This window comes from Kitasatospora sp. NPDC051164 (genome assembly GCF_044455625.1).
In the GTDB taxonomy this organism is placed as follows: domain Bacteria; phylum Actinomycetota; class Actinomycetes; order Streptomycetales; family Streptomycetaceae; genus Kitasatospora.
In genome coordinates this window covers 226,238-246,480 of sequence record NZ_JBITFB010000001.1, presented here as the reverse complement: position 1 = coordinate 246,480, position 20,243 = coordinate 226,238, and the positions used below count along the sequence as shown (strand labels likewise).

Below are 20,243 nucleotides of genomic sequence, written 5' to 3'. Positions count from 1 at the left end.
TTCCAAGTGCTGTTTCACCGCCTCTGATCTAGTGCAGCGAGCTGATCCGTAGCGACGCTCCTGGTAGCGTCTGAACTAGTACAGTTCGGGCCGTCGCGGAATGAGATCCGCGTCACACGAGAGAGTGGGCCGCATGACCGCCGGATCCGAGTCCACCCCGCCGTACCGGCGCATCGCCGACGAGATCGCGGGGCGGATCGCCGACGGCACGCTCGCGCCGGGCGAGCAGGTGCCGTCGACGCGGCGGATCGCCCGTGAGTGGCACGTCGCGCTGGCCACGGCCACCAAGGTGCTGACCACACTGCGGCTGGAGGGGCTGGTCGAGACCCGGCCCAGGGTGGGCACCGTGGTGGCCGCCACCGCTGCGCCCGGGCCCGCTGCTTCCGTGCCCGGTGCGTCCAGGCCCGCTGCTTCCGTGCCCGCCGGACCCGTTGCCGCCGCGCCCGCGTCGATGTCCGCCGCACCGTCGGCCTCGGGGCCGTCCGTCGAGCTGACCACGGAGCGGATCGTCCGGGCCGCGATGGAGATCGCCGACCGTGAAGGGCTCGCGGCGCTCTCCATGCGCAGCATCGCGGCCCGGCTCGGCGTCGCCGCGATGTCCCCCTACCGCTACGTCCCGAGCAAGGACGACCTGGTGCTGCTGATGGCGGACGCGGCGTTCGGAGAGGAGTCGTACCCGGCAGAACCACCGGCGGCGTGGCGGGTGCGGCTCGAGATCGGCGCGCACACACTGTGGCGGATCTACCGGCGCCACCCGTGGCTCGCCCAGGTCGGCGCGCTCACCCGCCCGCTGATGCTGCCCGCCCTGCTGGACCACGCCGAATGGGCGCTCACCGCGCTCGACGGTCACGGGCTCGACGCCACGACCATGCTCGACCTGCACGTCCTGCTCTACAGCTACGTCCAGGGGATCGCCGTCCACCTGGAACGGGAGGCCCAGGCCGAGGCCACCACCGGCCTCACCGAGGACCAGTGGATGGACCATCAGGGTCCGGCCCTGACCGCGATCGTCACCGGCGAACGCCATCCCGTGTTCGCGCGTACGACCGGCAGCCTCGGCAACGGCTACGACCTCGACCTGGACGCGTTGTTCGCCTTCGGGCTGAAGCCGCTGCTGGACGGCGTCGCCGCCATGATCGAGTCGGCCGGGAGTGGGAGTGGGAGTGGGAGTGGGAGTGGGAGCGGTGAGGCAATCCGGTCGCGGGAGCGGCAGGGAAGCGAGGCCGGGATCGGGGCCGTCTTGCGGCGGGGCGAAGTGGCGGAGTAGGAAAGCGGCATGAGCGACAGCGTGACGGACGAGTCCACGGCGGTCTGCGAGCTCGCCCCCGAGGGCGGCGCCGAGGCGGCGCTGCGGCACGACCCGGCGGCGACCGGGCCGCGCGCCGACTGTGTGCCGCGCGCCGACTGTGTGCTGTGCGGCGAGCCGACCGAGCTGCCCGCCGATCAGCCGGGCAGCACGCTCTGCCCGGTGTGTGCCTGGCAGCAGGCGCAGCGGATCGCCTGCTCGGGCTGATGCCGGTCCCCGGTTGAGTCGGCGGCGTTACGCGTCCTCCCGCCCGGCCAGGGCCAGGGTCGAGCCGCGCCGCCCCTTGCGGACCATCAGCTGGGCCGGGATGCGGCTGCGCAGGTCGGCGACGTGGCTGACGATTCCGACCGCCCGGTCCCGTTCGCGCAGGCCGTCAAGGACGTCCATCACCTCCTCCAGGGACTGCTCGTCGAGGGTGCCGAAGCCCTCGTCGATGAACAGGGTGTCCAGCGGCATGCCGCCCGCCTCGTCGGTGACCACGTCGGCCAGGCCCAGGGCGAGTGAGAGCGAGGCGAAGAAGCTCTCGCCGCCGGAGAGGGTCGCGGTGTCCCGCTCGGTGCCCGTCCAGGCATCCACCACCCGCAGGGCCAGGCCCGAGCGCCTGGTGCCGTTGCCCCGGTCGTCGCTGTGCACCAGGGTGTAGCGGCCGCCGGACATCCGGACCAACCGGTCGCTGGCGGCCGCCGCGACCTGCTCCAGCCGGGCCGCCAGGACGTACGACTCCAGGCGCATCCGCAGCCGGTTCTCGGCGGAGGTGCCGGCGGCCACGGTGGCGAGCCGGTTGATCCGCCCGTACCGGTCCAGCGCCGGAGCCAGTTCGGCGGCGAGCCCGGCCAGCTGCCGTCCGATCGTGGCCAGTGCCTCGCACCGCTCGCGGGCCGCCGCCTGAGCGGCGTGTGCCTGTCCGAGCCGGTCGGTGGCGGTGCGGAGGGCGGCTGCGGCGGCGGGCAGGTCGACCGGGGGACGGGCCGCGGCCTCGGCCAGCTCCGGGAGGTCGAGCTCACGCCGGACGGCGGCGGTCTCCCCGCGGTGCCGCTCCAGCCGGGCTTCCAGCCGCTCGCGCTCCTCGCGCGGCAGCAGCACCGCCAGTGCCGCCTCGGCGTCCGGGAAGCCCGCCACGGCGGCGGCCTTGCCCAGCTCGCCCTCGGCCTCGTCGAGCCGGGCGGCCGCCTCCGCACTGGTCCGGGCCGCCGCCGCCACGGTGGCGACCTGTTCGGTGAGCCGGGTCAGGGCCGCGGCCCGGTCGGCGACCGAGGCCGCCTCACCCCGGGCAGCCGTCACCCGGGCGGTCAGCGCCTCCCGCTCGGTGTCGAGCTTCAGCAGCCGGTCGGTGAGGACGGCGGCGCGTTCCTTGGCCTCGTGCAGCTCGTCGCCACGGCGGGTGCGGTCCCGGGACAGCCGGGCGATCTCCTGCTCGACGCGGCCGAGCGCCTCCGCCGTGTGCCGGGCCTCGCGGTGTTCGCGCTCCAAGGCGGCGAGGACCCGCGCGAGAGCGTCCGCACCGTCCGGTCCGGCCGCCCCGGCGGCGGCGGCCTCGCGCACCCGCAGGGCGGTCAGTGCCTGGTCGGCCGCCGTCCACACCTGTTCGGCGTGGGCCTGGGCGCGGCGGGCCCGCTCCTCGTCCTGGGCGCCGACCCGGCTGCCGGGCGCCGCTTCGGCGGGTGCCGGGTGATCGGGCGAGCCGCAGACCCGGCAGGCCTCGCCCGAGCGCAGCTGTTCGGCCAGTTCGGCGGCCATGCCCGTCAGGCGCCGGTCCCGCAGGTCCAGGCTGTGCTCGCGGGCGTCCAGCGCGGCGGTGCGCAGCTCGGCGACCCGCGGTTCGGCCGCCGCGATCTCGGTGCGCAGGCCGTCGCGCTCCCGGGCCGCGTCCAGGCGGGCGGCCGACTCGGCGCGCTGCCCGTCCAGTTGCTCGACCTTGGCGGTTGCCGCCCGGGCCGCGGAGTGTTCCTCCTCCAGCCGGTTCAGCTCGCCCTCGAACTCGGCCAGCCAGTCCTCGGCCTCCTCCGCCAGTGCCTCGGCGGCAGTTCGCTCCGCCGTCAAGGAGCGCTGTTCGCGGGCGAGTTCGGCGCAGTGCCGCTCCTCCGCCCGGGCCGCCTCCAGCCGGACCACCTCGGCCCGCAGCCGCAGCTCGGCCTCGGCCAGCTCGGCGGCGCCGGCCCCGTCGAGCGACCGGCCGCCCTCGCCGGGGGCGGCGGCCAGCGTCTCGCGGTGTCGGCGCTCCGCCGCCTGGGCGCGCCGGAGCGCCTCGGCCGCGCTCTCCCGCAGCCGCAGCGCGGACTCCACCCCGACGGCCTCCTGAGCGGCGGCCAGCCGCTGCCGGTCCCGCGCCGCGTCCGGCTCGAACCCGGCCAGCCGCTCGGCCCGGTCCAGCGCCTCCCGGTGTCGGCGCTGCCGCCCGGCCAGCTCCTCGGCGGCCTCTCGGTGCCGCTGGGCCGCGCGCTGCGCCTCCCTGGCGCCCGCGAGCGCCGACTCCGCGACGGCGAGTTGCTCGGCCGCGCCGCCGCGCAGGATCGCCGCCCAGCCGAGCACCCCGGAGGTCGGCCCGGCGTCACCGTCCTCGGCCGGGGCCCAGCCCTCGACGGGCTCGGCGCCGGGACCGGCCGCCTGCTCGGCCTTGCTGGCGAGGTCGCGCAGCCGGCGCCGGCCGGCCTGGACCTCGGCCTCCTGGGCGCGCCGCTGCTCGGCCAGCCAGTCCTCGACGAACCGGTACCGCTCGGTGTCGAACAGCCGCCGCAGCAGCTTGCCCCGCTCCTCCGAATCGGCCTTGAGGAAGCGGGCGAAGTCGCCCTGCGGCAGCAGCACCACCTGGCAGAACTGCTCCCGGTTCATGCCGATCAGCCGGAGGATCTCCTCCCCGACCTCCTGGTGCGACTTGCTGAGCCCCCGCCAGCCCGCCGTGCCGTCGCCCGTGTCGGCGACCCACTCGCGCAGCAGGGTCTGCGCCCGCTCGACGGTGGTGCCGGTGCCGACCTTCTTCGGCCGGCGCTGCTCCGGCAGGCGGGTGATCTGCAGCCGCCGCCCGCCGAGGGTCAGCTCCAGCCGGACCTCGGTCAGCCGCTTGGGGTCGGCGTGGTCGCTGCGCAGCCGGTTGGCGCGGCGGGCGCCCGGCGTCTCGCCGTACAGGGCGAAGCAGACCGCGTCCAGCACACTGCTCTTGCCCGCGCCCGTCGCGCCGCGCAGCAGGAACAGCCCGCCGGCGGCGAGTGCGTCGAAGTCCACCGTCTCGGAGCCCGCGAACGGGCCGAAGGCGGTGACGGTGAGCCGGTGCAGCCTCATCGGGGCAGGTCCGCCTTCCGGTCGGTGGTCTCCCGGACGCGCTCGAAGCCCTCGCGCAGCCAGCCGAGCTCGTCCGGCGCCGGCTCGGCTCCGGGACGGACGTGCCGCAGGAAGCCCTCGGCGATCTCCAGGTCGCCCCGGCCGCTCACCCGTGCCGCGTACGAGGACGAGGACTCGGCCTCGGTCTCCTCGGGCTCGAAGAGCAGTTGCAGGGTGTGCGGGAAGCGGCGGCGCAGCTTCTCCATCGGCTCGCTCGGCCGGGCCGCGTCGGTGAGCGTGGCCTGCACCCAGGACTGCTCGTGCTCGACGTACTCCTCGTCGGTGAGCAGCGCCTCCAGGCTGTCGCGCAGGGTGGCGAGGCGGCGCGGCTCGGGGCAGGGGACGCGCTCGGCGGCCACCGAGCCGTCGGCCGCGAGGTCGACCAGCCACATGCTCTTGCGCTGCTTCGCCTCGGAGAAGGAGTAGGCGAGCGGGGAGCCGCTGTAGCGCAGGTGCGGGGCGAGCGTCTGGCAGCCGTGCAGGTGGCCGAGCGCGACGTAGTGCACCCCGTCGAACACCGAGGCGGGCACCGCGGCGACGCCGCCGACCGCGATGTCCCGCTCGCTGTCGCTCGGCGCGCCGCCGGTGACGAAGGCGTGCGCCAGCACCACCGCCCGGGTCCCGGCCGGGCGCGCTGCCAGATCGGCCCGCACCTCGTCCATCGCGGCCCCGAGCACCGCCGCGTGCCCGCCCCTCGCCAGGCCGAACCGCTCGCGCACCAGCGTCGGCTCCAGGTACGGCAGCCCGTACACGGCCACCGGCCCGTGCTCGTCCGCGAGCAGCACGGGAGTGGCGCACTGGCCGGGATCCGTCCGCAGGTGGATCCCGGCCCTCCCGATCAGTCCCGCGCCGACCCCCAGTCGGCGGGCCGAGTCGTGGTTGCCGCTGATGAACACCGTCGGCACGCCGAGATCCGCCAGCCGGTGCAGCACGTCGTCGAACATCGAGACCGCTTCCAGCCCCGGCAGTGCCCGGTCGTACACGTCCCCCGCGACCAGCACGGCGTCCACGCCCTCGGCCCGGACCACATCCACCAGGTGGTCCAGGAAGGCCCGCTGGGCGTCATGCAGGCTCTCCCGGTGGAACGAACGCCCGAGATGCCAGTCGGAGGTATGCAGCAGTCGCATGGTCCCCGACCCTAACCCGCACCACTGACAATCCCACCCGGATCCGTGGAGGCATGCGTCTCACGGGTACCGGGGGTCGGTCGGGGTGCTTTCGCCCCATCGGATTGCCGGTCAAGTCGACACGATCTCTCTCGCCTCTCCCGCGCCCCTTCCTTCCGAGGCACGCTGTTCGATTACTCGGAGTGGATTGTCAGTGGCTCTGTGTATGTTCCTCGATGTCGGCAGCTCCGCCGTTCGGGGTGGCCGGCGCTGTCGGGTGTCGGGTGATCGAGGAACGGATCGAGGAACAGGAGGAGCCATGGCTGCTGTGCGGGAGCTGGTGCGCGAGGTGGCGGGTGTCGCGGGGCGGCGCCGGCGGGTGCTGGTGCTGGCCGGGTCGAAGCAAGGGGGTGCCGGTGGGGGGCCGGGCGGTGGGTCCGGTGGGGCGGTGCCGCCCGGGGGTGGACGGCCGCCGGGCGGGCGTGCGGGAGGAGGTGGTGCGCGGGCGCGGCGGAGCGAACGGGCCCGGGGTGCGCCGCCGCAGCCGGTCGCGGTGGCCCTGGCCGTCGAGGCCGGGGACTTCGCCGGGCTCGCGCGGTACGGGCTGTTCGGCGGGCTCGGCCACCAGGACTACCTGCGGCGGGCCGAGGAGCAGCTGACGGCCCTGTACCGGCAGGGCCTGGAGGTGCACCTGCGGGTCCTGGACGCGAACGACTTCGAGGACTACTGCGAGGCGCTCGGCCTCGATCCGCGGATGCCCGCGGCCCGGGTCGCCTACGCGGGCGATCCCGAGCTGGCCGGGGAGCCGTTCGTCTACGCCGGGGAGCGGCTGGCCGAGCTGCTGCCGGTGCTGATGGACGACCACCGGGCGCGGGTACGGATGTCCGTGGCCTGCGCGGCCCTGTTGGACGCCGTCGGCGACGACCCGGCCGGGCAGCGCCGGATGGCGGCGGTGATGCGGTACGTGACGTCGGTGTACCTGGCGCTGGCCGAAGGCGCCGGGGAGGGCTGCCACCTGCTGACGCTGCGCTGCCACGGACCCGAGGACGGTGAGGAGCTCACCTCGGCGGTGGACGTCTGCGTGGAGCAGGGGCGGCTGTACCCCGCCGGGCGGGACACCGAGGCGTTCTGCGTCACGCTCGCGGCGGGTGTGGCCTCCGGAGGTGAGGGGGCGCTGCTGCTGCACGGCGATCCGTCGCTGAGCGGCCGGGCAGACCCGCCGCCCGGTGGCTCGGGGGGTCCCCCCGGCGGCGACGGCCCGGCCCGGCCGCCGGTGCGCGGTTGGGCGCTGGCCGGCGGGCGGCTGCGACCGATGACCGCGCATGAGGTGTTCGACGAGCTCGCCGACGACGCCGCCCGCGGGCTGCCGTTCCCGCCGGGCGTGGACCCGCGGCCCGGGTTCCCGTTGCCCGGGTTCCCGTCGCTCGGCGTCCCGGCGCCGGGCTTCCCGCCGCCCGGTTTCCCCGGCCCCCGGGGCGGGGGTGGGCCGCTGGGGTGATCAGGGCGGTCACCGCCTCCGCATCCACCATGCGGCGCTGGGGACTGTTCATCGACCGCCTGTTCGGGGAAGATTCGGAGAAGATCAACAGCAGGAGCGCGCGGTACCCCACGCCGCCGCTCCGGCCGCTCCGCTCCGTACCGCGCCCTGCAGGTCCCTTCCGCGCACCGCCGGTCCGGCGAGCCCGACAGCGAGAGGGGGACGCATGAGCGCGCGGAGCGAGCTCGGTGCCGGGGGGTGCGCGCAGGCGGACACCACGGCCGAGGTCTCCACCGGTTCGTTCGCCGATGTCTCCGCTTGGCCGTGCGGTGCCCCGGCCGAGCGCCGCGAGGCGAGAGCATGAGCCCGATCGAGTACAGCGCGGAGATCGCCGAGCTGCTCGGCAAGGTGCGGCGTCGCCCCACGGCGGGCTGGCCGTGGCGGCCGGGCGAGCAGGTGCCGGACGGACTGCCGGTCAAGCAGTCCTGGGGGTGGCTGTTCGCCCCGGACGGGCGGGTGCTGACCCTGGTGAACCCCAGGGACGGGATCTGCTCGCTGCCCGGCGGCTCCTTGGAGCCGGAGGACGCCGGGGACCCGGCGGCCGCCCTGGCCCGGGAGGCCGCCGAGGAGGCGCAGGCGGTGATCGGTCGGCCGTACTACCTCGGCTACCTCTACGACCGGGTCGGCTCGGCGAACGGCGGGCACGAGTGCGCGCGGGTCCGGATGGCGGCGTCGCTGCGGGCGGTCGGGCCGAGCGCGGCCGACCCGGCCTCGGGCCGGCACTACCGGCGGCTGCTGGTCGCGCCCGGGCTCGCCGTCGAGCTGCTGGGCTGGGGCGAGCCCGGGCTGCGCCAGGCGCGGGCGGCGGTTGCCACCGCCGTCCGCTGGCTCGGCGTGCCCGCAGCCGCGAACGAGACGATCGAGGAGCTGCCCGTCGGAGGCTGCACGGTCTCCCCGGGTGCCGCGTACCCGGGTGGCGGCCACCTGGGCGGGCGGGGCTGACCCGGTCGGGAGTCGACTGGCCCGCCCCGGGCCTGAGCGACGCTCATTGTCTTGACGTTCAGTGTCTCGGGGATCGGTGTCTCGAGGCTCGGTGTCTCGACGTTCAGCACGTCGACATTGAGCGCGTCGACGCTCGGCGCTTCGGCGTCCGGTCCTGAAGGTGGTTCACACCGGCACCCGCCCGCGCCGGGTCGCACCCGCCCCGGTCCCCTCGCGCCCGCTGCCGCGCTCTTGCCCCCCCCGGCCGCTGACCCGCGTCGAAATTGACTCAACGATGGTCGGACGTCGACTCCAGACTTACCCCGCGCTGAACATCCACAAGTTGCCGGTCTACGCGCGCAGTGCTACGCGCGTCAAAAAGCACCCGGGCTGACCAGCGTGAACTCACGTGCTGTGGGCGGCAGTTCACCTCTCTGCTATCAGACGGTCCGTCAATATCTTTGGCATGAGCGCTTCCAGGTTCGGCTACCGCCTGGTATCACTTCTGTGACCCACGCCACGCCCCCACGCCCCCACCCCCCACCCTGGAGGTGTCATGATCCACCCCCGCCCCGCCCGTGCCCTGTCCATCGCCGCGATAGCGGCAGGCCTCGCCATGACGACGCTCTTCGCTGCCTCGTCCGCCAACGCGGCCGGTGCCAACTACGTGGCCCTCGGCGACTCGTACTCCGCCGGTGTCGGCGCCGGCAGCTACCTGAGCGACAGTGGCAGCTGCAAGCGCAGCACCAACGCGTACGCCTACCTGTGGAAGAACGCGCACTCGCCGTCCTCCTTCAAGTTCGTCGCCTGTTCGGGCGCGAGGACCGGGGACATCCTGAACAACCAGATCTCCGCCCTGGACTCCGGCACCACGCTGGTCAGCATCTCGGTCGGCGGCAATGACGCCGGCTTCGCCGACACCATGCAGACCTGTGTCCTGGGCTCCGACAGCGCCTGCCTCAGCGCTGTCAGCACGGCGAAGAACTACGCCCTCAACACCCTGCCCGCCCAGCTGGACCAGGTGTACTCCGCCATCAAGTCCAAGTCGCCGAACGCCCACGTCGTGGTGATGGGCTACCCGCACATGTACAAGGTGGGCGGTGGCTGCGTCTTCGGCATCGGCGACACCAAGCGTGCCGCCATCAACAGTGCCGCCGACACCCTGGACGGCGTCCTCGCCAAGCGCGCCGCCAACGCCGGCTTCAACTTCGGCGACGTCCGCAGCATCTTCACCGAGCACGAGATCTGCGGCAGCCTGACCACCTGGCTGAACAGCACCACCCTGCCGATCGACGAGAGCTACCACCCGAAGGCCTCCGGCCAGGCCGGTGGCTACCTGCCGGTCTTCTCGCAGTCCTGACGGACCCGGTCGGATTCCGACACCGCCGCGGCCGTCGCACCACGGCTGCCGCCGCCCCTTCCCGAGGCACGGGGAGGGGACGGCGGCAACGCCGTTTCAGCTACCGGTAGGGGCAGCCTCGGTCAAGACGGCTTCGGTCGGGACGGCTCCGGTCGGGGCGGTCCCGACCGGGGCGGGTCAGGCCCCCGGCCCGGTCGGCGCAGGCCCGGTCGGCGGGAAGGGGATGCCGGACAGGACCGGCAACAACTCCGCCTCCTCGTGCTCGAGGTGCGCCTCCAGCTGGGCCGACATCCGGTCCAGTTCGGTGCGGAGCCGCTCCGGCTCGGTGACCTCGATCCCGGCCAGCAGCGCCACCAGTTCGTCCTTGATCCGCCCGATCGCCCGGTGCTGCTCGTCGAGCCGTGCGAGCACGTCGGCCAGCTCCGGGTGGCTGCGCGCGAGCGCGGGGAAGATCGCGGCGGCCTCGCCGGTGTGGTGATGGGTCAGCCCGTCGCAGAACGCCAGGCAGTGCTGCCGTAGCTGCAGCCCGAGCCCGGCCGGGCGGCCGGGGACGTGGGTGTGCGCCTCCTCCCGGACGTGGCGCAGCTGTGCGCGCAGCCAGGTGTGCGCCTCCAGCAGCTTGTCGGCGAGGGTGCGTACCACCGGCTCCTCGCCGCCGGGTCCGGCCCCGGGCCGCTCCCGTTCCAGTACGACGACCGGCAACTCGCGTTCGGTGTGCGCCTGGTAGTCGCCGTACCCCGGCGCCTTCCGGGCGACGGCCGCGAACAGCCGTTCCCGGCGGGCGCCTTCGGCGGGTACGGCGATCACGTCGAAGGTGTCGGTGCCGAGTTCGCCCCGGGCTACCGGGTGGACCAGCAGGTTGCGGTACCACTGTGGGTGCTCCGGCGCCCCGGCGGCCGAGGCGACGACCAGCAGCAGACCCTCCGCCCGGACGTACCCGAGCGGCACGGTGTGCGGCCGCCCGGACCGGGCGCCGGTGGTGGTCAGCAACAGCAGGTCGCCGCCCTCGAACGGGCCGCCGACCCGCCCGCCGTTGGCGCGGAACTCCTTGATGACATTCAGTTGGAAAGACATAGGCATGCGTGTGTGGTGGGGTCTCCAGGGAAAGGGGAGTCGCGGCCACACGCGGTGACAGTCAGGGGTGGCGCATCGCGCATGCGGACACCGCGGGTGACCGCGTGGCGTCAGATCAGGGAAGCGGAGAGAGTGCTCATCGCACGTCGTCCCTTCGGAAGGGTGCTCGCTCGGCCACCGGCCGGCCCACTGCTCTGTGGCCGGCGCCGCGCTGCACGCCCCCATTAGATCCGCGCCGCGGTCGCACTGTCAACGAGCGGGATCACCCACCACCGGGGGCGGCGAAGCACCGCGCGGTACGGCGACGCGCCGCCGCTCCCCCTGGAGGCGGCGGCGCGTCGGGTCTGCGACGGCCGGTATGGCGGTGCTTCTGCGACGGTCGATATGACGGCACGTCAGCGACGGTCGGTGTCGCGGTGCGTCAGCGCAGGTAGTCGACCAGGCCGGTCGGCTTGAGGCCGGCTGCGTCGGCGGCGGCCAGGGCACGCTGCAGGTCGGTGGCCAGGGTGTCGGTCCAGTGCATGAGGACGACGTCGCCCGGCTGCAGCAGGCCCGGGTGCCAGATGTTGGCGGCACCCCAGCTGAAGTCGGCGTCGGCGGTGAGCACGGTGCGGATGCCGCAGTTGGCGGCGGCCTGCAGGGTGTCGGCGTTCCAGGCGAAGTACGGCGGACGGAAGACCACGGGCGCGGTGCCGAAGAGGCGGGTCAGGGCATCGCGGGCGTCGCAGATCTCGACCTGCTGCTGGTCCGCCGGGAGTTTGCTGAGGTCGGAGTGGGAGACCGTGTGGTCCTGGATCGAGGAGCCGGGCACAGCGGTGACCCGCTGGAAGAAGGCCGGGTCGGTGCTGGCCGGCATCGGCAGCGGGAAGGCGGTGATCGGCAGGCGGTGGTCGGCGATGAACTGTTCCGCCTCGGGGGTGCGCTGCCAGCCGTCGTCCACGGTGAAGAAGACGACCCTGTCGGTGGTCGGGATCGAGCTCGCCCCCACCGCCGGAGCGGGTGCGGGCCCGTCCACCCGGACGTCGTCCACCGAGAACGGGCCCTGCTGGTACCAGCCGTGCACGTACAGTCGGACGCTGTGCGCGTCGGGGCCGGTGGTGAACCGGGTGGTCAGTCGCTGCCAGCTGCCGCCGGTGCTTTCGGTCCAGGCGGGCGGGACGTCCTTGCCGGTGCCTGTGGCGCCCAGGTAGACGAAGCTGCCGCGCACCCAGGCGGAGGCGGTGTAGGTGGTGCCGGGGCGGACGGCGACGGTCTGGGCGCACTCGCCGGTGGAGTCGGCGTTCGCCGGGGTGACGGTCAGCGCGGAGGCGCCGGCGTGCGGGGCGGTGGGGGTGACGGCCGCCTCGGCCGGGCCGCCGGTGCAGTTCCAACCGGGGATACTGCCCCAGTCGGCGAGGCTCGGGGCGGGCAGCTCGAACCCGGGGTTGGTCGCCAGGTTGACGGTCGGGGCGGCCTCGGCGGCCTCGGCGGCCGGGGTGGCAGGGGCGGCCTGGGCGCCGTCGGCGGAGGCCGCCGGTACGGCGAAGGCGGTGAGCAGCGCGACGGAGGCGGCCAGCGCGGACAGCCGCGTGGACATCGACACGTGAGGACTCCAGCGTGTGGGGGAGACGCCCGTGGGGAGGGCGCGAACGAAAGGGGTGGTGGTGCGCCGCACTCGGACCGAAGAGAAACAATGGACTGGACCAATCGGTCCGTCAAGGGAACGGCAGATGAACCGGGCGGCCACCGGACCTGTGCCACAAGGGACAAGACGGCCAGTCAAAACACCTACCGGACATCCCGATCAGGGGAGGTACAGCTCCTCGATGTCCTCCGCGTAGTACTCCGCGATGGCCCCTCGCCGCAGCTTGAGTGAGGGCGTCAGCAGACCTTGCTCCTCGCTGAACTCCCTTGGGAGCAGCCGGAACGCGCGGATCGACTCGGCTCGCGACACCGCCGTGTTCGCCGCCGCCACCGCGCGCTGGACCTCGACGTGCAGGTCCTCGTCCGCGAGCACCGCCCATGCGTCGAGCTGTTCCCGCCCGCGGGTCTTCAGCCAGTGCGCCAGCGCCGCCGGGTCGAGCGTGATCAGTGCGGCCACGTACGGGCGGTCGTCGCCGACCACCAGGCACTGGGAGACCAGGGGGTGCGCCTCGACCCGCTCCTCCAGGCCGGCCGGGGCGAGGTTCTTGCCGCTGCTGGTGACGATCAGGTCCTTCTTGCGGCCGGTGATGGTGAGGTAGCCGTCCTCGTCCAGCCGGCCCAGGTCGCCCGTCGCGAACCAGCCGTCGACCAGCGACTCGGCGGTGCACCGCGGGTGGTTGAGGTAGCCGCCGAAGACCGAGTCGCCGCGCACCCACACCTCGCCGTCGTCGGCGATCGCCACCGAGGCGCCCGGCACCGGCTGCCCGACGGTGCCGAGCTTCTGCCGCCCGGTCGGATTGGCGGTGATCGCGGCGGAGGTCTCGGTCAGCCCGTACCCCTCGTACAGCTGCAGCCCGGCGCCGGTGAAGAACAGGCCCAGTTCGCGCCGCAGCGAGGAGCCGCCGCACATCACGCTGCGCACCCGGCCGCCGAGCGCCGCGCGCAGTCTCGGGTAGACGGTCCGCTCGTAGGCGAGGTGGCGCAGTCGCAGTGCGGCGCCTGGTCCGGGGCCGCGTCCGAAGGCCTTCTGCTCCCGGGCGGCGGCCCAGTCGACGGCCACCTGTCGGGCCTGCTCGAAGAGTTCGCCGCGTCCGGAGCTCTCGGCGGCGCGCCGGGCCTGCTGGAAGATCTTCTCGAACACGTACGGGACGGCGTGCAGGAAGGTCGGCCGGAAGGTCTCCAGCGCGGGCAGCAGCGCGTCGGTGGAGACCTCGGGGACGTGGCCGACCCGGAAGCCGCCGCGGATAGCCGCGATCTGCACGGCCCGCCCGTAGACGTGGGCGAGTGGCAGGAACAGCAGGGTGCCGGGTTGGCCGCCGCCGGTGTCACGCAGGACGTCGCCCCAGCCGGCGAGCAGCGCGTCAGCCTCGGCGGCCAGGTTGGCGTGGGTGAGCAGGCAGCCCTTGGGCCGGCCGGTGGTGCCGGAGGTGTAGACGACGGTGGCGACGTTCTCGGCGGCGACGCCGAGGCGCTGGCGGTGCACCAGGGAGTCGGGCACGCCGTGGCCGTCCTCGGTGATCGCGGCGACGCAGTCGCGGTCCAGTTGCCAGATGCCGGTGAGGTCGGGCAGTGCGTCGCAGACCGCGCCGACGGTCATGGCGGCGTCCTCGTCCTCGACCAGGCAGGCCACGGCCTGGGTCTCGGCGAGGATCCAGCGGACCTGCTCGGGGGCGGCGGTGGGGTAGACCGGGACGGTGATCGCGCCGATCGACCAGAGCGCGTAGTCGAAGAGGGTCCACTCGTAGCGGGTGCGGGACATCAGGGCGACCCGGTCGCCGTAGTGCACGCCGTGTGTCAGCAGTCCTTTGGCCAGGGCGAGCACCTGGTCCCGGAACTGCCGGGCGGTGACGTCCTGCCAGCGTCCGCCGCCGGTCCGCCGGGACAACTGGACCAGGTCGGGGGTGCGCTCGGCGGTGTCGTACAGGGAGTCGGCGAGTCCTCCGGCGGCCTCGGGAGCGTCCGGGGCGGGGGTGGTGAACTCGCGCACAGTCCTCCCCAGTTCGCGTCTCCCGGCGCCTGTTGCCGGGCCGGCCCGGCGCGCCCTCCGGCCGCCGGGGCGCCGGCGCCGGTTGCGCGGGTGGAGCGAAACTATCGGATCGTCCCGTCACTTCCCAGGGTTGTGACGGTGACGCGACGAGATCGGCACCGGTCCGCCCGCATGGTGCCGCACCCGTGAAGGCGTAGGAGAGGATGCGGGAGAGGGGTGAGGGTGGCGTGCAGGTCGGGCATTCCGGGCATCGGTGGACGATTCCGTCGTGAAACGAGGGCCTGGGAGACCGGTTTCTGACGTGTGCGGGGCAAGGTGGGGAGGCGGATTGGTTCGGCCCTCGAACGAGTGGTCAGGGCGTAGTAGAGTCGCGCAGACCCGTGGCCGGGAGCCCCCTCCGTATCCCTCCTCACCGTTCCTGCCCCTGTCCCACCCTGCCCCACCCCTCCCGCCGCGCCCCCCGCTTCCACGGCCCCCACCCTCCCCGTCCGCGCCTGGCACTTCCCGACCGAGGACTCCATGCGTCTGCGCCGCAGCTCGATCCGCGCGAAGATCATCGCGCTGCTCCTGGTGCCCATCGTGGCGCTCACCGCCCTGTGGGTCTTCGCGACCTTCGCCACCACCGGTGACGTCTGGAACCAGCTGAGGATCAGCCGTACGTACAAGGAGTTCGCCGGCCCGGTCGACCAGTACGCCACCGACCTGCAGAACGAGCGCCGCGCTGCCGTCCAGAGCCTGGCCGACCCCCGCTCGCCCGTCGCCCGGGACGCCTACGAGCACGCCAAGGCCAACACCGACCGCAGCCTCGCCGTGCTGCGGCAGAAGAAGGACAGCGCGGGCAGCAAGCTCTCCACCCCCCAGCGCGGCCGCTTCGTACAGATCATCGCCTCCGCCGACCAGATCGGCCCGCTGCGCTCCCAGGTCGGCCGGGCCGCGCTGAACTGGGAGTTCGCGCTGGACCAGTACAGCGACCTGGTCAAGCCCGTGTTCGGCTTCCGCTCCGCCTACGTCGCCCGGCAGACCGGCCAACTCCCGCGCCAGGGAACCATCCTGATCGAGCTGGTGCGCGCCCGCGAGTACCTGTCGCAGGAGGACGCGGCGATGGAGGGCCTGCGCACCGGCGCCGCCAAGCCCACCGCCGAGCAGTACCAGGTCGCGCTGGACGCCCTGCACAACCAGCAGGCGCTGTTCACCGTCTACGTCGCCGAGCTCGAACCCGCCGACCAGTCCGACTACATCGCCCTGCGCGGCGGCGAGGCCTGGGGCGCGCTGGCCCGCGCCGAGGCGGACTTCGTCGGCGCCGGCGGCCCCGACCGGGTGGTCCAGGCACTCAACAGCGACTCCTGGCGGGAGACCGCCGACCGGGCACTCGGCGACCTCAACTCGATCAACAGCCGGATCGCCGCCGGGCTCGACGAGCGCGCGCGGTCCGCGGCGATCGGCATGCTCTGGCGCGGCGGTATCGCCGGTGCGATCGGCCTGGTCGCGGTCGTGCTGTCGATCATGATCTCGTTCCGGATCGGTCGCGGCCTGGCCCGCGAGCTGATCGGCCTGCGCAACGCGGCCAACGAACTCGCCGGCACCCGACTGCCCTCCGTCATGCTGCGGCTGCGCCGCGGCGAGCCGGTCGACGTGGCCACCGAGGCGCCCGGACTGAACTTCGGCGACGCCGAGATCGGGCAGGTCGGCCAGGCCTTCAACGCGGTGCAGCGGGCCGCCGTCGAGGCCGCCGTCGAACAGGCCGAGCTGCGGCGCGGCGTCTCGGCCGTGTTCGTCAACCTGGCCCGGCGCAGCCAGGTGCTGCTGCACCGTCAGCTCACCCTGCTCGATACCATGGAACGCCGCACCGAGGACCCGACGGAGCTCGCGGACCTCTTCAAGGTCGACCACCTCACCACCCGCATGCGCCGGCACGCCGAGGGCCTGATCATCCTGGCCGGCGGCTCGCCCGGGCGTGCCTGGCGCAAGCCGGTCCGGATGGTCGACGTGGTCCGGGCGGCGGTCGGCGAGGTCGAGGACTACGCCCGGGTGACCGTCCGGCCGTTCCCCGGCACCGGCCTGCTCGGCAGCGCCGTCGCGGACATCACCCACCTGGTCGCCGAACTCGTCGAGAACGCCGCGGTGTTCTCCCCGCCGAGCACCCAGGTCACCGTCCAGGGCGAGGTGGTGGCGCACGGCTTCGCGCTGGAGATCGACGACCGCGGGCTCGGGCTGAGCGAGCAGCTGCTCGCCGAGATCAACGAACGCCTCGCCGTGGAGCAGGAGTTCGACCTGGCCGACACCGACCGGCTCGGCCTCTTCGTGGTCAGCCGGCTGGCCCGGCGGCACGGCATCCGGGTGCACCTGAGGCCGTCCCCGTACGGCGGGACGACGGCGGTGGTGCTGATCCCGCGCGAGCTGCTCGCCGAGGCGCCGGACGGGCTGGCGGAGCCGGCCGCGGCCGGTCGGCGGTCGGTGGGCGCCGGTCGGCGCGGGCAGCGGGACCTGGTCGCGGTCCCGGGGCCGGTCCCCGGGCCGGGGGCTGCGGGCGGAACCGACCCCGGGACAGGCTCCTCGTCCGGTTCCCTGTCCAGCGCGTCGCCGGGCTCCTCGTCCGGCGCCGGTGAGGGCGGTCGGCACCGGGGGACGGGCGGACCGCGGCCCTCCGTGCCCGAGGCGGGGCGTACGGCGGGCGGTCTGCCGCGTCGGGCCTCGCGGCCCAAGGGCGGACCGGTCCTGGTCCCCGCGCCCGGAGCGGACACCGGGGACACCGGGGATGGGTCGGGCACGGGTCGGCACCGGCGGGAGGACATGGTGGTGGCCGCGGCTGCGGAGGCCTTCGCGGCTGCTGCGACCGCCGAGGCTGCCGCTGTCGCCGAGGCTGCCGTGATCGCTGGGGCTGCAGGGGTTGCCGAGGTTCCGCCGGTGGACGCCGCGCCCCGGACGGTGGGCGGTCTGCCGCGTCGGGTCCGGCAGGCGAACCTGGCGCCGCAGCTCAGGGAACAGCTCACGGAGCAAGTGAAGGAACGATTCCGCAGCGCGGGCGGGTCGGGGCACACGACCGGGGACGCGGGGTCCGCTCCCGACGCTCGGGAGGCACGGGAGCGCTCGCCCGAGGAGGCCCGGGCGACCTTCGCCTCGTTCCAGCGCGGCTTCACCCGGGGACGCGGTGCCTCCGCCCCGGTGGACCGTGCGGATGCCACCAAGGATCGCGACGGTTCGCCGACAGGCCGTGACGGATCGTCAAGAAGCGGCGACGGATCGTCAAAGGACCGCGACGGCGCGCCAGAGGGCGCAGAGAGCGCCCCGACGGCCCGCGAGGGATCGCCGCGCGATCGCTTCGCAGCCGTACCGGTCTGGCAGCCGCCGGGCGCGTCCCGCCGGGCGATCGGCCCGGCGCCCGCCCCGGCGGCGCTGCCCGCCCCCTCGGACACCGGGCGGGCCCCGCTCGCCCGTCGGCTGCCGCCCGGACCGCCGGTCCGTCGCAGTCCGGGCCCGGGATCGCCCGTACCACCGGTGTCACCCGTTGTACCTGATTCATCAGCACGACCGGCACCACTCGCACGACCCGCACCACCCGTGCGGCCCACATCACCCGCATCATCGGCATCACCTGCACCACCCGCTCCAGCGGAAGGAACTGATTCATGACCACTTCGACGCAGCCGTCCGGGGACCTCAACTGGCTCCTGGACGACCTGGTGGGGCGCGTAGCGGCCCTCCGGCACGCGGTGATCCTTTCCAGCGACGGCCTGGCCACCGGCGCCTCCCGCGACCTCGACCGCGAGGACGCCGAGCACCTGGCCGCCGTCGCGGCCGGGTTCCACAGCCTGGCCAAGGGGGCCGGCGGGCACTTCAAGGTCGGCGGCGTCCGGCAGACCATGGTCGAGCTGGACGAGGCGTTCCTGTTCATCACGGCCGCCGGCGACGGCAGCTGCCTGGCCGTGCTGAGTGACGCCGAGGCCGACATCGGCCAGATCGCCTACGAGATGGCCCTGCTGGTCAAGCGGGTCGGCGAGCACATGGCCGCCGAGCCGCGCACCGAAACCGCCCCGCCGGGGAGATGAGCGGGCCGATGGCGGATCCGAAGGCGGACGTGCCGGACGGCCCGGAGGTGCCGGTGGGCACGGACGGGCCGACCGGTGCGGGGGCGTCGCCTGGTGCGGACACATCGGCGGAGGTGGACGCCCCGGCCGGCGTGAACGCGCCGGACGGTGTGGCCGCATCTCAGGGTGTGGACACTCCGGCGGACGCGGATCAGATCGACCCGGACGGACCCGAGGTCGACCTGTTCCGTCCGCGCACCCCGGTCGACGACCGCTGGTTCGACGACGAGGCCGGCCCGGTCGTGCGGCTCTACTCGATGACCCGCGGCCGCACCCGGCCGGTCGAGGAGGGCCTGTTCGACCTGATCTCGCTGGTCACCGCTGTCGAGCCCGGGCCGGACGCGGGGGCCGTGCCCGCGCACGTCCTCGACCCGGAACACCAGACGCTGCTGGCGCTGTGCCGCCGCGAGCCGCTCTCCGTCGCCGAACTCGGCTCCTTCACCGACCTGCCGGTCAGCGTGGTGCGGGTGCTGCTCGGCGACCTCTACGACGCCGACCTGATCAGCGTCACCCGACCCGTTCCGCTCGCCGAGCTGCCGGACGAGCGCCTGCTGCGAGACGTGATCAATGGACTCCGTGCGCTCTGACCACCACCTCCGCCCGGACGGTGCCGCGTCCGACCCGGCGAACGCCAACGACCCGCGGTGGCGCGGCGGTCCGGCCGCCGCGGTGAAGATCCTGGTCGCGGGCGGCTTCGGCGCGGGGAAGACCACCCTGGTCGGCTCGGTCAGCGAGATCCGGCCGCTGCGCACCGAGGAGGAACTCAGCGAGCTGGGGCGTCCACTGGACGACACCTCGGGCGTCGAGGCGAAGCGCACCACCACGGTGGCGATGGACTTCGGCCGGATCGACCTGCGGCCCGGCCTCGCCCTCTACCTGTTCGGCACGCCCGGGCAGGACCGGTTCTGGTTCGTCTGGGACGAGTTGGCGCGCGGCGCGCTCGGCGCCGTGGTGCTCGCCGACACCCGGCGGCTGGCCGACTGCTTCCCCTCGGTCGACTTCTTCGAGCAGCGCGGCATCCCGTTCGTGGTCGCGGTGAACTGCTTCGAGGGCACCGAGCGGTTCACGCCGGACGAGGTGCGGGACGCGCTCGACCTCGACCCGGACATCCCGGTGTTGCTCTGCGACGCCCGGCTGCGGGAGGACGGGAAGGACCTGCTCGTCGCGCTGGTCGAGCACGCCGCAGCGCGCCGCCACCGCGCTGCCGCCCGGGCCTGAGGGAACCTCGGGTGACGGCGGCGCCGGCGTCCCCTACCGGCCGACGTCTCATTCGGATGTCCGCATCCCGGACGGTCGGCGCGCGGAAGGTTGCCTAGACCGGCCAAGCCGTGGAAGGCTCAGTGGACGAAGGCCGCCCGGCCATGCCGTCGGGAGCCTCGGAAACGCCCCGTTCACACGGGCGTTGCCGACCGGCGGACGGCCTTCGACGATCCGGCGAGGCACCGCCGGCGCGCACCGGCAGCGGTGCACCGCCGCGCACAGAACGAGGGGGAGGGCAGCAGAATGACGACCGTCGGCCGACGACGCATCGCCACCGCCCTGTCCGGGCCCCTCATGCCCGGCTCCGCCCGCTCGGGCGCCGCCGCTCTGGTGCTCACCGTCCGCCGCTACATCGACCACGCGCTGATCTGCAGCGCGTGTTGTCGCTGACCGGCCTGTCCCATCCCGGTACGTCCCCGGCTCCCGGCCCACCAGCCACCGCCCGACGCACCGCTGATCCCGTCGACCAGGCCGTAGCGGACCGCCGTCCGGCGCGCCCGCGGCCGACCAACCGGACCGCCCAGCGGAGAGACCACCAGTGAACATCGTCTGCCCCAGACCTGACCCCGCCGCCGTCGGCCGTACCCGAACGGCCGGGACGGCCCCCGCGACGTGCGCGGGCGGTGGACGGACCGGACGGTGGAACGGGCGCGTGAGCCGCGCCGCGGA

15 protein-coding genes are annotated in these 20,243 nt (G+C 74.1%); 10 read left to right on the top strand and 5 right to left on the bottom strand.

Annotated elements, in window-relative coordinates:
• Window positions 1-133 precede the first annotated feature (133 nt).
• Both ACIBEC_RS01050 and ACIBEC_RS01045 read left to right on the top strand, forming a co-directional pair.
• On the top strand, window positions 134-1,267 hold the full coding sequence (locus tag ACIBEC_RS01050; protein ID WP_360490079.1) for a TetR/AcrR family transcriptional regulator C-terminal domain-containing protein: 1,134 nt from the start codon (window positions 134-136) through the stop codon (window positions 1,265-1,267).
• Window positions 1,268-1,276: 9 nt separating this feature from the next.
• Window positions 1,277-1,513, top strand: coding sequence for a hypothetical protein (locus ACIBEC_RS01045; RefSeq protein ID WP_360490077.1), 237 nt, complete (start codon window positions 1,277-1,279; stop codon window positions 1,511-1,513).
• 27 nt (window positions 1,514-1,540) lie between these two features.
• Here the strand turns inward: ACIBEC_RS01045 and ACIBEC_RS01040 are convergent, their stop codons facing one another.
• Together ACIBEC_RS01040 and ACIBEC_RS01035 are read right to left on the bottom strand one after the other, a co-directional pair.
• Entirely contained in the window at window positions 1,541-4,582 is a 3,042-nt protein-coding gene (locus ACIBEC_RS01040) for an SMC family ATPase (protein ID WP_360490075.1), read from the bottom strand.
• Window positions 4,579-5,748 carry an exonuclease SbcCD subunit D gene (locus ACIBEC_RS01035; protein ID WP_360490073.1) on the bottom strand — a complete coding sequence of 390 codons (1,170 nt, stop codon included), beginning with the start codon at window positions 5,746-5,748 and terminating at the stop codon, window positions 4,579-4,581. Before ACIBEC_RS01035 ends, ACIBEC_RS01040 begins: the two co-directional genes overlap by 4 nt.
• Window positions 5,749-6,046: 298 nt before the next feature.
• On the opposite strand from ACIBEC_RS01035, the gene ACIBEC_RS01030 reads away from it, so the two are divergent.
• The 3 genes from ACIBEC_RS01030 (at window position 6,047) to ACIBEC_RS01020 (ending at window position 9,545) form a co-directional block, all read left to right on the top strand.
• A complete protein-coding gene (locus ACIBEC_RS01030; RefSeq protein ID WP_360490071.1) occupies window positions 6,047-7,225 on the top strand; it encodes a hypothetical protein in 1,179 nt (392 codons plus the stop codon).
• A gap of 339 nt (window positions 7,226-7,564) precedes the next feature.
• Complete coding sequence (locus tag ACIBEC_RS01025; protein ID WP_360490069.1) at window positions 7,565-8,206, top strand: hypothetical protein; 642 nt, start codon at window positions 7,565-7,567, stop codon at window positions 8,204-8,206.
• 535 nt (window positions 8,207-8,741) lie between these two features.
• Entirely contained in the window at window positions 8,742-9,545 is an 804-nt protein-coding gene (locus ACIBEC_RS01020; RefSeq protein WP_360490067.1) for an SGNH/GDSL hydrolase family protein, read from the top strand.
• 177 nt (window positions 9,546-9,722) lie between these two features.
• On the opposite strand, the gene ACIBEC_RS01015 is transcribed toward ACIBEC_RS01020, so the two are convergent.
• From ACIBEC_RS01015 to ACIBEC_RS01005, 3 genes are all read right to left on the bottom strand, one after another.
• Window positions 9,723-10,625, bottom strand: a complete 903-nt coding sequence (locus tag ACIBEC_RS01015; protein WP_360490065.1) for a nitroreductase/quinone reductase family protein — start codon at window positions 10,623-10,625, stop codon at window positions 9,723-9,725.
• Between the two features lie 415 nt (window positions 10,626-11,040).
• On the bottom strand, window positions 11,041-12,195 hold the full coding sequence (locus ACIBEC_RS01010; protein WP_360490685.1) for a polysaccharide deacetylase family protein: 1,155 nt from the start codon (window positions 12,193-12,195) through the stop codon (window positions 11,041-11,043).
• Window positions 12,196-12,402: 207 nt separating this feature from the next.
• Window positions 12,403-14,229: an AMP-dependent synthetase/ligase gene (locus tag ACIBEC_RS01005; protein WP_360490063.1), complete on the bottom strand. Its 1,827-nt coding sequence runs from the start codon at window positions 14,227-14,229 to the stop codon at window positions 12,403-12,405.
• A gap of 519 nt (window positions 14,230-14,748) precedes the next feature.
• Between ACIBEC_RS01005 and ACIBEC_RS01000 the strand changes: the two genes are divergently transcribed.
• From ACIBEC_RS01000 to ACIBEC_RS00980, 5 genes are all read left to right on the top strand, one after another.
• Entirely contained in the window at window positions 14,749-17,859 is a 3,111-nt protein-coding gene (locus tag ACIBEC_RS01000; protein ID WP_360490061.1) for a nitrate- and nitrite sensing domain-containing protein, read from the top strand.
• Complete coding sequence (locus ACIBEC_RS00995; RefSeq protein ID WP_360490059.1) at window positions 17,856-18,275, top strand: roadblock/LC7 domain-containing protein; 420 nt, start codon at window positions 17,856-17,858, stop codon at window positions 18,273-18,275. Before ACIBEC_RS01000 ends, ACIBEC_RS00995 begins: the two co-directional genes overlap by 4 nt.
• Before the next feature lie 194 nt (window positions 18,276-18,469).
• Window positions 18,470-18,901, top strand: coding sequence for a DUF742 domain-containing protein (locus tag ACIBEC_RS00990; protein WP_396287675.1), 432 nt, complete (start codon window positions 18,470-18,472; stop codon window positions 18,899-18,901).
• A complete protein-coding gene (locus ACIBEC_RS00985; RefSeq protein ID WP_396287654.1) occupies window positions 18,882-19,532 on the top strand; it encodes a GTP-binding protein in 651 nt (216 codons plus the stop codon). Before ACIBEC_RS00990 ends, ACIBEC_RS00985 begins: the two co-directional genes overlap by 20 nt.
• A gap of 285 nt (window positions 19,533-19,817) precedes the next feature.
• Window positions 19,818-19,964: a hypothetical protein gene (locus ACIBEC_RS00980; RefSeq protein WP_360490057.1), complete on the top strand. Its 147-nt coding sequence runs from the start codon at window positions 19,818-19,820 to the stop codon at window positions 19,962-19,964.
• Window positions 19,965-20,243: the final 279 nt, after the last annotated feature.

Excerpts from the sequence above, each read along its gene's own strand:
- ACIBEC_RS01015 (WP_360490065.1), bottom strand. The coding sequence starts at position 10,625 with ATGCCTATGTCTTTCCAACTGAATGTCATCAAGGAGTTCCGCGCCAAC.
- ACIBEC_RS01025 (WP_360490069.1), top strand. The coding sequence starts at position 7,565 with ATGAGCCCGATCGAGTACAGCGCGGAGATCGCCGAGCTGCTCGGCAAG.
- ACIBEC_RS01035 (WP_360490073.1), bottom strand. The coding sequence starts at position 5,748 with ATGCGACTGCTGCATACCTCCGACTGGCATCTCGGGCGTTCGTTCCAC.
- ACIBEC_RS01000 (WP_360490061.1), top strand. The coding sequence starts at position 14,749 with ATGCGTCTGCGCCGCAGCTCGATCCGCGCGAAGATCATCGCGCTGCTC.
- ACIBEC_RS00980 (WP_360490057.1), top strand. The coding sequence starts at position 19,818 with ATGACGACCGTCGGCCGACGACGCATCGCCACCGCCCTGTCCGGGCCC.
- ACIBEC_RS00985 (WP_396287654.1), top strand. The coding sequence starts at position 18,882 with ATGGACTCCGTGCGCTCTGACCACCACCTCCGCCCGGACGGTGCCGCG.
- ACIBEC_RS01050 (WP_360490079.1), top strand. The coding sequence starts at position 134 with ATGACCGCCGGATCCGAGTCCACCCCGCCGTACCGGCGCATCGCCGAC.
- ACIBEC_RS01040 (WP_360490075.1), bottom strand. The coding sequence starts at position 4,582 with ATGAGGCTGCACCGGCTCACCGTCACCGCCTTCGGCCCGTTCGCGGGC.
- ACIBEC_RS01020 (WP_360490067.1), top strand. The coding sequence starts at position 8,742 with ATGATCCACCCCCGCCCCGCCCGTGCCCTGTCCATCGCCGCGATAGCG.
- ACIBEC_RS01010 (WP_360490685.1), bottom strand. The coding sequence starts at position 12,195 with ATGTCCACGCGGCTGTCCGCGCTGGCCGCCTCCGTCGCGCTGCTCACC.
- ACIBEC_RS01045 (WP_360490077.1), top strand. The coding sequence starts at position 1,277 with ATGAGCGACAGCGTGACGGACGAGTCCACGGCGGTCTGCGAGCTCGCC.
- ACIBEC_RS01030 (WP_360490071.1), top strand. The coding sequence starts at position 6,047 with ATGGCTGCTGTGCGGGAGCTGGTGCGCGAGGTGGCGGGTGTCGCGGGG.
- ACIBEC_RS00995 (WP_360490059.1), top strand. The coding sequence starts at position 17,856 with ATGACCACTTCGACGCAGCCGTCCGGGGACCTCAACTGGCTCCTGGAC.